At 64.7% G+C, this 11,596-nt stretch carries 16 protein-coding genes; all 16 read right to left on the reverse strand.

The genetic code is table 11. The features are described 5' to 3' along the window. Positions 1–50 precede the first annotated feature (50 nt). The 16 genes from tatC to OU994_RS00785 all read right to left on the reverse strand — a co-directional run bounded on the left by tatC (position 51) and on the right by OU994_RS00785 (position 11,568). Positions 51–812 carry a twin-arginine translocase subunit TatC gene (tatC, locus tag OU994_RS00710; RefSeq protein ID WP_131148631.1) on the reverse strand — a complete coding sequence of 254 codons (762 nt, stop codon included), beginning with the start codon at positions 810–812 and terminating at the stop codon, positions 51–53. Continuing rightward, the gene (gene tatB / locus OU994_RS00715) at positions 812–1,324 is read right to left on the reverse strand and encodes a Sec-independent protein translocase protein TatB (RefSeq protein WP_131148630.1); all 513 of its coding nucleotides are present in this window, start codon (positions 1,322–1,324) and stop codon (positions 812–814) included. Before tatB ends, tatC begins: the two co-directional genes overlap by 1 nt. A 27-nt stretch (positions 1,325–1,351) precedes the next feature. Next, positions 1,352–1,585: a Sec-independent protein translocase subunit TatA gene (gene tatA, locus OU994_RS00720; protein WP_131148629.1), complete on the reverse strand. Its 234-nt coding sequence runs from the start codon at positions 1,583–1,585 to the stop codon at positions 1,352–1,354. 138 nt (positions 1,586–1,723) lie between these two features. After that, entirely contained in the window at positions 1,724–2,095 is a 372-nt protein-coding gene (locus OU994_RS00725) for a histidine triad nucleotide-binding protein (RefSeq protein ID WP_281611553.1), read from the reverse strand. A gap of 101 nt (positions 2,096–2,196) precedes the next feature. After that, positions 2,197–2,550, reverse strand: a complete 354-nt coding sequence (locus OU994_RS00730; protein WP_281609226.1) for a phosphoribosyl-ATP diphosphatase — start codon at positions 2,548–2,550, stop codon at positions 2,197–2,199. Continuing rightward, the gene (hisI, locus tag OU994_RS00735; RefSeq protein ID WP_131148628.1) at positions 2,547–2,987 is read right to left on the reverse strand and encodes a phosphoribosyl-AMP cyclohydrolase; all 441 of its coding nucleotides are present in this window, start codon (positions 2,985–2,987) and stop codon (positions 2,547–2,549) included. The genes OU994_RS00730 and hisI overlap by 4 nt, the downstream gene beginning before the upstream one ends. 9 nt (positions 2,988–2,996) lie before the next feature. Next, positions 2,997–3,758 (reverse strand): imidazole glycerol phosphate synthase subunit HisF, encoded by a 762-nt coding sequence (gene hisF / locus OU994_RS00740; RefSeq protein WP_281609227.1) that lies wholly within the window; start codon positions 3,756–3,758, stop codon positions 2,997–2,999. A 1-nt stretch (position 3,759) separates the two neighbouring features. Then, complete coding sequence (gene hisA / locus OU994_RS00745) at positions 3,760–4,566, reverse strand: 1-(5-phosphoribosyl)-5-[(5-phosphoribosylamino)methylideneamino]imidazole-4-carboxamide isomerase (RefSeq protein ID WP_131148626.1); 807 nt, start codon at positions 4,564–4,566, stop codon at positions 3,760–3,762. Positions 4,567–4,613: 47 nt separating this feature from the next. After that, the gene (hisH, locus tag OU994_RS00750) at positions 4,614–5,252 is read right to left on the reverse strand and encodes an imidazole glycerol phosphate synthase subunit HisH (RefSeq protein WP_281609228.1); all 639 of its coding nucleotides are present in this window, start codon (positions 5,250–5,252) and stop codon (positions 4,614–4,616) included. Positions 5,253–5,285: 33 nt separating this feature from the next. After that, positions 5,286–5,888: an imidazoleglycerol-phosphate dehydratase HisB gene (gene hisB / locus OU994_RS00755; protein WP_281609229.1), complete on the reverse strand. Its 603-nt coding sequence runs from the start codon at positions 5,886–5,888 to the stop codon at positions 5,286–5,288. A 16-nt stretch (positions 5,889–5,904) separates the two neighbouring features. Then, positions 5,905–7,002, reverse strand: a complete 1,098-nt coding sequence (gene hisC, locus OU994_RS00760) for a histidinol-phosphate transaminase (protein WP_281611554.1) — start codon at positions 7,000–7,002, stop codon at positions 5,905–5,907. 33 nt (positions 7,003–7,035) lie between these two features. After that, entirely contained in the window at positions 7,036–8,019 is a 984-nt protein-coding gene (locus tag OU994_RS00765; RefSeq protein ID WP_281609230.1) for a site-specific DNA-methyltransferase, read from the reverse strand. Beyond that, a complete protein-coding gene (hisD, locus tag OU994_RS00770) occupies positions 8,016–9,332 on the reverse strand; it encodes a histidinol dehydrogenase (protein ID WP_281609231.1) in 1,317 nt (438 codons plus the stop codon). The genes OU994_RS00765 and hisD overlap by 4 nt, the downstream gene beginning before the upstream one ends. Before the next feature lie 30 nt (positions 9,333–9,362). Next, positions 9,363–10,040, reverse strand: a complete 678-nt coding sequence (hisG, locus tag OU994_RS00775; RefSeq protein WP_131148621.1) for an ATP phosphoribosyltransferase — start codon at positions 10,038–10,040, stop codon at positions 9,363–9,365. 12 nt (positions 10,041–10,052) lie between these two features. After that, complete coding sequence (murA, locus tag OU994_RS00780) at positions 10,053–11,303, reverse strand: UDP-N-acetylglucosamine 1-carboxyvinyltransferase (protein WP_281609232.1); 1,251 nt, start codon at positions 11,301–11,303, stop codon at positions 10,053–10,055. 22 nt (positions 11,304–11,325) lie between these two features. Further along, on the reverse strand, positions 11,326–11,568 hold the full coding sequence (locus OU994_RS00785; RefSeq protein ID WP_131148619.1) for a BolA family protein: 243 nt from the start codon (positions 11,566–11,568) through the stop codon (positions 11,326–11,328). Between the last annotated feature and the right edge of the window lie 28 nt (positions 11,569–11,596).

Below are 11,596 nucleotides of genomic sequence, written 5' to 3' on the forward strand. Positions count from 1 at the left end.
GAAGGCGCGGAATCGAAAACGGGAGCCAGCGGCTCCCGTTTTCATCATGACTAGCTTTCCGGTTTTTCCGCCGGCGCCTGCGTCATCCTGACGAACATCGGCGAGACCAGCAATCCCAGTTCGAACAGCATCCACATCGGAATGGCCAGCGCGAACTGGCTGACCACGTCCGGCGGCGTGACGATCGCGGCAATCACGAAGGCGCCCACGATCACGTAGGGGCGCCATTCGCGCAGCTTGGCCAGCGACACGATGCCCATGCGCACCAGGATCACGACGACGATCGGCACTTCGAATGCGGCGCCGAACGCCAGGCACATCGACATCACGAAATCGAGGTAATTCTCGATGTCGGGCGTGACGGCAATGGACGACGGCGCGAACGTGGCGATGAAGTGGAAGACGCGGCCGAACACGAAGAAATAGCAGAAGGCCACGCCGGCGACGAACAGCAGCGACGAGGAGATCACCAGCGGTGCGACCAGCCGCTTTTCATGCGTGTACAGGCCCGGCGCCACGAACGCCCAGGCCTGGTACAGCACCCATGGCAGCGCCAGGATGATGCCGAGCATCAGCGTGACCTTCATCGGTACCAGGAAGGGCGCGGTCACGCCGGTGGCGATGATCTTCGCGCCGGTGGGCAGCGCATCGATCATCGGCTGGGCGAGGAAATCGTACAGCACGGTCGGGCCCGGCCACGCCATCAGCACGGCCGTGACGATCAGGACGCCGATGGAAGCCTTCAGGAGCCGGTCGCGCAGTTCTACCAGGTGGCTGATGAAGGTTTCTTCGGCCGGTTGTTCAGTGCTCATCAGTAAAAGGATGCGGGAGGTTTGCCGCTGCGCGGACGGAAGCGCGCCACGCGGGCGGCGCCGGACACCACGTGCATGCGGCCGCCGTTGCGCTGCTTGTACCACAGCGGCACGGCCGAGGTGCGGACCAGCCGCTTGCGGCGGAATTCCTTGGCCTTGCGCGACTGGTCTTCGGTGGAGGCCGAATGGAATCCGGGCTCCGGGCTGGCGTAGGTGTCGGAGCTGTCTTCGATCTTGAAGACATCCTCCACTTCAGCCATGTTCTTCTGGATCGAATTCTCGACGTCGGCCTTGATGCTGTCGGCCTGCTCCTGCACGTTCTTTTGCAGGTTGCGCAGCTCTTCCAGCTCGATTTCGCGGCTGACCTCGCTCTTGACATCGTGAAGGTAGCGCTGGGCGCGGCCGTACAGCGTGCCGGCCATGCGCGCCACCTTCGGCAATTTTTCGGGACCGATGACGATCAGCGCCACGACGCCGATGATGGCCAGCTTGGAAAGACCGAGATCGATCATGTATCAGCGTGCAGGATCAGCATGCATTCAGTGCTTGTTCTTTTCCTTGGCGTCGACCTCGATCGTGCCCTTGTCGGTCACGTGCGCGGGCGGCGGTGCCGGCTGGTCGGCCGCTTCCTTTTCGTCGGTCTTCACGCCATCCTTGAAACCCTTGACGGCCTTGCCCAGGTCCGAGCCGATATTGCCCAGTTTTTTGGTGCCGAAAACCAGCATGACGACGACCAGGACGATCACCCAATGCCAGATGCTCATGGAACCCATACTATTCTCCTTGCAGGGCGGAAACGCCCAAATTCGGTAAGAACGAACAGTTTACACGACTCTTACTCTGTCATGTTCCTGTCACGATAACAGCCGGAAATAACTCTTCCGCGTGCTTGTTCCAATGCCCTTGGCGGGTCAGTGCATGCCGCGCCATGGCCGCGGGCCGCCGTAGATATGCATGTGCAGGTGGTAGATCACCTGGCCGCCATCCGGTCCGCTGTTGACCAGCGTCTTGTAGCCGCGCGTGGGACTGCCATCGTTGCCATACACCACGGAAACACCGTGTTCCTCGGCCAGCTTCGGGGCCAGCGCCAGCATCTTGCCCAGCAGGACCGTGTCTTCCGGCTGCGCCTCGGTCAGCGTGGCGATGTGTTTTTTCGGGATCACCAGCAGGTGCACCGGCGCGGCCGGGTTGATGTCCTTGAAGGCCAGCAGCTCGTCGTCTTCGTAGACGACGCTTGCCGGAACTTGTTTGGCGGCGATCTTGCAGAACAGGCAGTTATCCACGTGGGTATCCTTGAATTCGGGCGACATTCATTCGGGCGACATTGCTTGGGGCGACATTAATTCGGGCGAAATTAATCCGGGCGACATTGCTTTGGGCGACATCAATCCGGGCGCGCGGCTTTTTCGGCAATGCCGGAGACGCCTTCGCGGCGCGCCAGTTCATCGAGCACCTGCTGCGGCGACAGGTCGAACTGCGCCAGCAGCACCAGCGAATGGAACCACAGATCGGCCACTTCGTACAGCACCTTGGCGCCATCGCCCGATACGCGGGCATCCTTGGCGGCCATCACGGTCTCGGTGGCTTCCTCGCCGATCTTCTTCAGGATCGCGTCGTCGCCTTTCGAGAACAGCTTGGCGACGTACGACGTGGCGGGATCGGCGCCCTTGCGCGACTCGATCGTGGCGGCAACGCGGTCCAGGATCGTGCCGGAAGCATCGTTCATGTCGGTGCTCATTTCTTCTTGTCCGTATAAATGGTTTCCGGATCCTTCAGCACCGGTTCCACGCTGTTCCAGTCGCCATCCTTGGCATCGCCGTCGAACTGCTGGAAGAAGCACGAATGGCGCCCCGTGTGGCAGGCGATGCCGCCGGCCTGCTCCACCTTCAGCAGCACCACGTCCTCGTCGCAGTCGAGGCGGATGTCGAGCACCTTCTGCACATGGCCCGATTCCTCGCCCTTGTGCCACAGCTTCTTGCGGGAGCGGCTCCAGTACACCGCTTCGCGCAGTTCGACCGTCTTGTACAGCGCGTCGCGGTTCATCCAGGCGAACATCAGCACATCGTTGCTGCCGTGCTCCTGCACGATCACGGGCACCAGGCCATGCTCGTCCCAGTGCACGCGGTTCAGCCATTTTGCCTTGGCTACGCTAGGCGTCGTCGTCGGAATACTCATTGTGCTCTCTCAGGCCTCGCGCACCGGGATGCCCTGCTGCGCCATGAATCGCTTGGCTTCCTGCACGGTGTGCTGGCCATAGTGGAAAATGCTGGCGGCCAGTACCGCGTCGGCATGGCCTTTCGTCACGCCATCGGCCAGGTCCTGCAGCCCGCCCACGCCGCCCGAGGCGATCACGGGAATGCCCACCGCATCGGACACGGCGCGCGTCAGCGCCAGGTCGAAGCCGCTCTTGGTGCCGTCGCGGTCCATGCTGGTCAGCAGCAGTTCGCCGGCGCCCAGCGATGCCATTTTCTGCGCCCACTCGACAGCATCCAGCCCGGTGGCGTTGCGGCCGCCGTGCGTGAACACTTGCCATTTGCCCGGCGCCACCTGCTTGGCATCGATCGCCACCACGATGCACTGCGAACCGTGTTTCTGCGACGCGTCGAACACCAGCTGGGGATTGCTGACGGCCGAGGTGTTCAGGCTGATCTTGTCGGCGCCCGCGTTCAGCAGGCGCTGCACGTCTTCCACCTTGCGCACGCCGCCGCCGACCGTCAGCGGAATGAAGACCTGCGCGGCGACCCGCTCGATGATGTCGAGGATCAGGCCGCGGTTGTCGGACGACGCGGTGATATCGAGGAACGTCAGCTCGTCGGCACCCTGCTCGTCGTAGCGGCGCGCGATCTCGACGGGGTCGCCGGCGTCGCGCAGCTCGGTGAAATTGACGCCCTTGACGACGCGGCCATCGGTCACGTCCAGGCAAGGGATGATGCGTTTGGCCAGCATATTATTGTTCGCCCGTGGTTTCGTCCGTGGCTTCGCCGACGAATTCGCCGCTCAGTTCATCGGCGCGCAGCTGCGCCTCGTTCAGGTTGATGGTGCCTTCGTAGATCGAGCGGCCGCAGATCACGCCTTCGATGCCTTCGTCCTGCACCGCGCACAGCGCTTCCACGTCGGCCAGGTTGTGCAGGCCACCGGAGGCGATGATCGGAATGCGCACCGCCTGCGCCAGGCGCACGGTGGCTTCGATGTTCACGCCACCCATCATGCCGTCGCGGCCGATGTCGGTGTAGACGATCGATTCCACGCCGTACTGCTCGAACTTCTGCGCCAGGTCGATCACCTCGTGGCCGGACATCTTGCTCCAGCCATCGGTTGCCACCTTGCCGTCCTTGGCATCCAGGCCCACGATGATGTGGCCGGGGAAGGCGCCGCACGCGTCGTGCAGGAAGCCGGGGCTCTTCACGGCGGCGGTGCCGATGATGATGTAGCTGATGCCGTCATCGAGGTAGCGCTCGATCGTGTCCAGGTCGCGGATGCCGCCGCCCAGTTGCACGGGAATCTCGTCGAGATCGTTCTCCAGCGCGAACTCCTGCACCGTTTTCAGGATCGCCTTCACGGCGCCTTCGTTCTTCGGCTTGCCGGCGAACGCACCGTTCAGGTCGACCAGGTGCAGGCGACGCGCGCCCTGCTCCAGCCAGTGGCGGGCCATCGCGGCGGGGTCGTCGGAAAACACGGTGGACTGTTCCATGTCGCCTTGTTTCAGGCGAACGCAGTGACCGTCCTTGAGGTCGATGGCGGGGATGAGCAGCATGGTTGTTTAAAGGTCGAGTAAGTGGATGAATGGAACTGTCGGAGTGCTCAGGGATTCCAGTGGACGAAATTCTTGTACAGCTGCAGGCCGGTGGCCGCGCTCTTCTCCGGGTGGAACTGGGTGGCGAAGATGTTGTCGCGCGCGATCACGCAGCAGAACGGCGAGCCATACACGGTTTCCCCCACGCTGTGCGCCGGGTTTGCCGGCCGCGCGTAATAACTGTGGACGAAATAGAAATAGGCATCGTCGGGAATGCCGGCCCACATCGCATGGGGCGCGGTCTGCTTCACCTTGTTCCAGCCGATCTGCGGCACCTTGAAGCGCGAGCCGTCTTCCTGCAACTGCCCGTCGAGCTGGAAGCGCACCACTTCGCCCGGGAACAGGCCCAGGCCTTCGGCATTGCGTTCCTCGCTGCGCTCGAGCAGCATCTGCTCGCCCACGCACACGCCCATCAGCGGCTTGCTGGCGGCGGCGCGCATCAGCGCATCGTGCACGCCCGATTCGCGCAGGTGGGTCATACAGTCGAGCATGGAACCCTGGCCGGGCAGGACGATGCGCTCGGCCGCGTCGATATCGGCGGGCACGCCGGAAATGGACACGTCCGCTTCCGGCGCGACGGCACGCAGGGCCTGCGCCACGGAGCGCACGTTACCCATGCCGTAGTCAACTACAACGATTTTTTTCATGATGTGAAAGCCGCGTGTCGGGTAACAGCGGGTTTACAGGCTTCCTTTGGTGGAGGGAATCGTACCGGCGGCACGCTCGTCGAATTCGGCAGCCATGCGCAGCGCGCGGCCGAACGCCTTGAAGACGGTCTCGCACTGGTGGTGGGCGTTGGTGCCGCGCAGGTTATCGATGTGCAGCGTGATGCCGGCGTGGTTGACGAAGCCGCGGAAGAATTCCAGCGTCAGGTCGACGTCGAACGTGCCGATCATCGCGCGAGTAAACGGAATGTGGTACTCGATGCCCGGGCGCCCGGAAAAGTCGATCACCACGCGCGACAGCGCTTCGTCCAGCGGCACGTAGGCATGGCCGTAGCGGCGGATGCCCTTGCGGTCGCCGATGGCCTTGGCCACCGCCATGCCCAGCGTGATGCCGACATCCTCGACGGTGTGGTGGTTGTCGATGTGCGTGTCGCCGGTCGCCTTGACGTCCAGGTCGAACAGGCCGTGGCGCGCGATCTGGTCCAGCATGTGGTCCAGGAAGGGCACGCCGGTATCGAGCTTCTGCACGCCGGTGCCGTCCAGGTTCAGGGCGACGCGGATCTGCGTCTCGTTGGTGTTGCGGATGACTTCTGCAATGCGCGAGGCTGGTGAATTCATGGGAAGCTCTGGGGTATTAGGATCGGTCCGCCAACGATGCGCGCAGCGCATCGAGGAAAGCGGCGTTCTCGTCCGGCGTGCTGACGGTGACGCGAAGGCAGTTCGTCAGCACACTGTGCATTTTACTCAAATTTTTAATCAGGATTTTACGACTTACCAGTTTGGCATGGATGCTGTCGGCATCCGGCACCCGGATCGTGATGAAATTGGCCGCCGACGGGAACACCTGCACGGCCGGGATCGCGGCCAGCGCCGCCGCCAGCGCCGTGCGCTGTTCACGCAGCAGGCGGGCCTGCTCGTTCAGCACCTCGACATGGTCGAGCGCGAATTCGGCCGCCGCCTGCGTCATCACGTTGATGTTGTAGGGCGGCCGCACCTTCTCGAACTGCTCCAGCAGCGCCGGCGCCGCCGACATGTAGCCGAGGCGGATGCCGGCCAGGCCCAGCTTGGACAGGGTGCGCATCACGATCAGGTTGGCGAACTCCGGCAGGCGCTCCATGAAGCTCTGCTGTGCAAACGGCTCGTAGGCTTCGTCGACCACCACCAGCCCGTGCTCGCCCTGCGCGCGCAGGATCGCTTCGATATCGGCCGTGTCGAACAGGTTGCCGGTCGGGTTGTTCGGGTAGGCCAGGAAGATCAGCGCCGGCCGGTGCTGTTCGATGGCCGCCAGCATGGCCGGCAGGTCGAGCGTCAGGTCCGCCTTCAGGGCGACGCCGACGAAGTCCATGCCGGCCACCTGGGCCGAGCGCTGGAACATCACGAACGCCGGTACCGGCGCCAGCATCACGGCGCGGCGGTCCTGCCACGCGCAGGTGGCGGCCATGATGGCGATCAGCTCGTCGGAACCGTTGCCCAGCAGGACATCGTAGCCGGCCGGGACGCCGAGCTTGGCGCGGATGCGCTCCTTCAGCGGGCCATAGGCGGCGGCCGGGTAGCGGTTCAGCGCCACCTCGGCGAGCCGGTTGCCCAGCTCGCGGCGCAGCGCTTCCGGCAGCTGGTAGGGATTTTCCATCGCATCGAGCTTCACGAAGCCGCTCGCATCCGGTACGTGGTAGCTCTTGTCGCTGCGCACGTCGGGGCGGATGGTGTTGGCGATCAGGCTGTCGAGGGACATGCCGCTGTTACTCAAGATTCATGCTCCAGTTGGTTATTCGGGGCTGTCGCCGGGGGCGACGGCCCTGCTTGCGGTCTTGCTGGTCCTGGGCTTTTTCGCCGAAGCCTTGGGCTGCGTTGCCGGGAAACCGGGGTCGGACCCCGGATCGGCGGCGCGGCCCCGGCTCCTGGCACGAGCCCTGGGGTCAGGCCCCGGCGGCTCCACGGCCGGCGGTGCCAGGCGCCTGGCGCGGGTCTTGGGTTCAAGCGCCGGTGGCGCCACGGGCGCTGGTTCCGCCAGGCGCTCGGCCAGGATCCTGCAATAGTCGGGATTCAGTTCAAAGCCGGTGAAGTGGCGGCCCGTGTTGCGCGCCGCGACGGCCGTGGTGCCGCTGCCCATGAACAGGTCGAGCACCACGCCGCCGGGCGGGCACGATGCCTTCACCATCCGTTCGATGATCTCGAGCGGCTTTTGCGTGGGGTGATCGACCCGCTCCGCATGCTGCCTGTGCAAGCGCGATACGCTCCACAGGTCTTTCGGGTTGTAGCCCTGTTCCAGCCATTTCGCGCCGATGAAGATGGAGCGCGAGCGGGCCTTCTTGGTTTCGGCGTCGTACGGGATGCGCACGGCGTCGAGGTCGAAATAATAATCCTTGCGGCGCACGAAGAAGCCGATCGTGTCGTGCACCGACGTAAAACTGCGCACGGTGCCGCCCATCGACGGCACCCGGCGGTCCCAGATGATCTCGTTCATCATCGTCATCCGCCGTTTCAGCATCACGAAGATCTCCGGCGCCGAGCGCCACGTCGTGAATACATACAGGCTGCCGTTTTCCTTCAGCTTCGGCAGCGCCGCGTCGACCCAACGCTCGGTCCACGCCAGGAAATCGTCCACCGGTTGCTGGTCGGAGGCGTTGCCGTAATCCTTGCCCAGGTTGTACGGCGGGTCCGTCAGGATCAGGTCGATCGAGCCATCCGGGATGCGCTGCAAGCCTTGCAGCGCATCCTCGCAGAACACCTGATCGAGCCAGGTGCTCATGACTTCAGCCGCAGCTCCGCGCTGCGGGCGTGCGCCTGCAGGCCTTCGCCGTACGCCAGCTCGGCGGCGACCTTGCCCAGCGTCTGGGCGCCGGCCTCACTGACCTGGATCACCGACGAGCGCTTCTGGAAGTCGTATACGCCCAGCGGCGACGAGAAGCGCGCCGTGCGCGAGGTGGGCAGCACGTGGTTCGGGCCGCAGCAATAGTCGCCCAGCGATTCGGACGAGAAGCGGCCCAGGAACATCGCGCCGGCATGGCGGATCTTGTCGGCCCACTGCTGCGGCTCCTCGGCGGAAATCTCCAGGTGCTCGGCGGCGATGGCGTTGGCGATCTCACACGCTTCTTCCATGTCGCGCACCTTGACCAGCGCGCCGCGGTCGGTCAGCGAGGTGCGGATGGTTTCCTGGCGTGGCATGGTCGGCAGCAGCTTCTGGATGGAAGCCTCGACCCGGGCGATGTAGTCCGCGTCCGGGCACAGCAGGATCGCCTGCGCCAGTTCGTCGTGCTCGGCCTGGGAGAACAGGTCCATGGCCACCCAGTCCGGGTCCGTGGTGCCGTCGCACACCACCAGGATTTCGGAAGGACCGGCGATCATGTCGATGCCCACGGCACCGAACACGCGGCGCTTGGCCGCGGCCACGTAGGCATTGCCGGGGCCGACGATCTTGTCCACCGGCTGGATCGATTCGGTACCGTAGGCCAGCGCGGCTACGGCCTGCGCTCCGCCGATGCCGATCACGCGGTCGACGCCGGCGATCGCCGCGGCGGCCAGCACCATCTGGTTCTTCACGCCATCCGGCGTGGGCACCACCATCACGATTTCACCGACGCCGGCCACCTTGGCGGGAATTGCGTTCATCAGCACCGACGACGGGTAAGCCGCTTTGCCGCCGGGCACGTAGATGCCCACGCGGTCCAGTGCGGTGATGCGCTGGCCCAGGATCGTGCCATCCGCTTCGGTGTACGTGAAGCCTTGCAGCTCCTGCTTCTGGCGCTCGTGGAACACGCGGATGCGCTCGGCCGCGGTCTGCAATGCGGCGCGCTGCGCGTCCGGCAACGCCGCCAGCGCCGCATCGAGTTCGGCCTGGCCGATCTCGAATGCCTTCAGGTCGGCCGCGCCGCCGTTCGGGATGCGGTCGAACTTGTTGGTGTACTCGACCACCGCCTCGTCGCCGCGCGCGCGCACCTGCGCGATGATCCCGGTGACGGCCTGTTCGATGGCGAAGTCGGTTTCCGCTTCGAACGCGAGCAGCGCGTCGAGCGTTTCCTGGAAATCGATGGCGGTGGAGTCGAGCTTGCGGATCTGGATCATGGTGGCTGGCTTCAGGGGTTTTACTGGTTTTTACTTGGCTTGCGAGGCTTTTTCAAAGGCTTCGAGGATCGGCTGCAGGCGCGCGCGTTTCAGTTTCAGCGCGGCCTGGTTGACCACCAGGCGGGACGAGATGTCGCAGATCTCTTCCACTTCCACCAGGTTGTTGGCGCGCAGCGTGCTGCCGGTGCTGACCAGGTCGACGATCGCGTCGGACAGGCCCACCAGCGGCGCCAGCTCCATCGAGCCGTACAGCTTGATCAAGTCCACGTGCACGCCCTTCTTGGCGAAGTGCTGGCGCGCCATCTCGGTGAACTTGGTGGCCACCCGCAGGCGCGCGCCCTGGCGCACCGCGGTCTCGTAATCGAAGCCCGCCTTGACCGCCACGGACATGCGGCAGCGCGCGATGTTCAGGTCGATCGGCTGGTACAGCCCTTCGCCGCCATGCTCGAACAGCACGTCCTTGCCGGCCACGCCGAAATCGGCGGCGCCATGCTGCACGTAGGTCGGCACGTCGGTGGCGCGCACGATCAGCACGCGCACGTGCGGGTCGTTGGTCGGCAGGATCAGCTTGCGCGAGGTTTCCGGGTTTTCCGTGACGGTGATGCCGGCCGCCGCCAGCAGCGGCAGCGTGTCCTCGAAGATGCGGCCCTTCGACAGGGCGAGGATCAGTTGCGAGCGGTCGGTGGCCTGGGCAGGAAGTGTGCTCATGGTGATTGACGATTACTTGATGCGGGTGATGTTGGCGCCGACGGCGGAAAGCTTCACTTCCATGCGGTCGTAGCCGCGATCCAGGTGATAGATGCGGTCGACCAGCGTTTCGCCCTTGGCCGCCAGGCCGGCGATCACCAGCGATGCCGAAGCGCGCAGGTCGGTGGCCATCACGGGTGCGCCGATCAATTGCTGCGTGCCGTCGATGAAGGCGGTGTTGCCGTCGATGCGGATGCGCGCGCCCAGGCGGTTCATTTCCTGCACGTGCATGAAGCGGTTTTCAAAGATCGTCTCGGTCACGGTGCTCTGGCCGGCGGCGATCGTGTTGACGGCCATGAACTGCGCCTGCATGTCGGTCGGGAAGCCCGGGTATTCGGTGGTGCGGAACGATACCGGCGTGGGGCGCGCATCCATCTGCGCGCGGATCCACGTATCGCCCACGGTCAGGCGCACGCCCATCTCGCGCAGCTTTTCCAGCGCAGAGTCGAGGATGTCGGTACGGGTGTTGCGGATCGTGATGTCGCCGCCGGCGGCCGCCACGGCGCACAGGAAGGTGGCAGCTTCGATGCGGTCGGAGATCACCGCGTGCGCCGCGCCATTCAGCGCCGGCACGCCCTGGATCACCAGGCGGTCGGTGCCGATGCCGTCGATCTTCGCGCCCATGGCTACCAGCAGGTTGGCCAGGTCCGTCACTTCCGGCTCGCGCGCGGCGTTTTCCAGCACCGTCTCGCCTTCGGCCAGCGTGGCGGCCATCAGCAGGTTTTCCGTGCCGGTCACCGTGATCATGTCGGTGACGACGCGGGTGCCCTGCAGTTTTTTCGCCTTGGCGTAGATGTAGCCGGCGTCGATCGAGATCTCCGCGCCCAGCGCCTGCAAGCCCTTGATGTGCTGGTCGACGGGGCGCGAACCGATCGCGCAGCCGCCCGGCAGCGATACCTTGGCTTCGCCGAAGCGCGCCAGCAGGGGGCCCAGTACCAGGATCGATGCACGCATCGTCTTCACCAGCTCGTACGGCGCTTCCAGCTTGTCGATCTTGGCGCCGTTCAGCGTGACCTTGTCGCCGTCCTGCGCGACCGTCAGGCCGGTCTGGCGCAGCAGCCTGAGCATCGTCGACACGTCGTGCAGGTTGGGCACGTTCGACAGTTGCAGGTCGCCGGACGTCAGCAGGCCCGCGCACAGGATGGGCAGCGCCGCGTTCTTGGCACCGGAGATCTGGATGTCCCCGACCAGGCGCTTGCCGCCGGTGATGAGCAGTTTGTCCATCGATTTTTCCTTGGTTTTCTCGTTATGCCTTGGCCGCGAATTCTTCCGGGGTCAGCGTCTTCATCGACAGCGCGTGGATTTCCTCGCGCATGCGGTCGCCCAGCGCCGCGTAGACGATCTGGTGGCGCTGGATCGGGCGCTTGCCGGCGAAGGCGGGCGAGACGATGACGGCGGTGAAGTGCTGGCCATCGCCCTCCACTTCCAGGTGGGTGCAGTCGAGGCCGGCGGCGATGTAGCCGTGGATTGCTTCAGGGGTGGTGGTCATGTTGGGTACCTCTTCAATGTTTCTTCAA

It is taken from the genome of Pseudoduganella sp. SL102, from assembly GCF_027856995.1.
Taxonomy (GTDB): domain Bacteria; phylum Pseudomonadota; class Gammaproteobacteria; order Burkholderiales; family Burkholderiaceae_D; genus Rugamonas; species Rugamonas albidiflava.

What these genes read in the sequence shown, in the direction of transcription:
- hisC (WP_281611554.1), bottom strand. Translation starts at nt 7,002, where the DNA reads ATGTCCCTCGACAGCCTGATCGCCAACACCATCCGCCCCGACGTGCGC.
- hisH (WP_281609228.1), bottom strand. Translation starts at nt 5,252, where the DNA reads ATGAAAAAAATCGTTGTAGTTGACTACGGCATGGGTAACGTGCGCTCC.
- tatC (WP_131148631.1), bottom strand. Translation starts at nt 812, where the DNA reads ATGAGCACTGAACAACCGGCCGAAGAAACCTTCATCAGCCACCTGGTA.
- hisA (WP_131148626.1), bottom strand. Translation starts at nt 4,566, where the DNA reads ATGCTGCTCATCCCCGCCATCGACCTCAAGGACGGTCACTGCGTTCGC.
- hisB (WP_281609229.1), bottom strand. Translation starts at nt 5,888, where the DNA reads ATGAATTCACCAGCCTCGCGCATTGCAGAAGTCATCCGCAACACCAAC.
- OU994_RS00730 (WP_281609226.1), bottom strand. Translation starts at nt 2,550, where the DNA reads ATGAGCACCGACATGAACGATGCTTCCGGCACGATCCTGGACCGCGTT.
- hisF (WP_281609227.1), bottom strand. Translation starts at nt 3,758, where the DNA reads ATGCTGGCCAAACGCATCATCCCTTGCCTGGACGTGACCGATGGCCGC.
- hisG (WP_131148621.1), bottom strand. Translation starts at nt 10,040, where the DNA reads ATGAGCACACTTCCTGCCCAGGCCACCGACCGCTCGCAACTGATCCTC.
- OU994_RS00765 (WP_281609230.1), bottom strand. Translation starts at nt 8,019, where the DNA reads ATGAGCACCTGGCTCGATCAGGTGTTCTGCGAGGATGCGCTGCAAGGC.
- hisD (WP_281609231.1), bottom strand. Translation starts at nt 9,332, where the DNA reads ATGATCCAGATCCGCAAGCTCGACTCCACCGCCATCGATTTCCAGGAA.
- tatA (WP_131148629.1), bottom strand. Translation starts at nt 1,585, where the DNA reads ATGGGTTCCATGAGCATCTGGCATTGGGTGATCGTCCTGGTCGTCGTC.
- OU994_RS00785 (WP_131148619.1), bottom strand. Translation starts at nt 11,568, where the DNA reads ATGACCACCACCCCTGAAGCAATCCACGGCTACATCGCCGCCGGCCTC.
- tatB (WP_131148630.1), bottom strand. Translation starts at nt 1,324, where the DNA reads ATGATCGATCTCGGTCTTTCCAAGCTGGCCATCATCGGCGTCGTGGCG.
- murA (WP_281609232.1), bottom strand. Translation starts at nt 11,303, where the DNA reads ATGGACAAACTGCTCATCACCGGCGGCAAGCGCCTGGTCGGGGACATC.
- hisI (WP_131148628.1), bottom strand. Translation starts at nt 2,987, where the DNA reads ATGAGTATTCCGACGACGACGCCTAGCGTAGCCAAGGCAAAATGGCTG.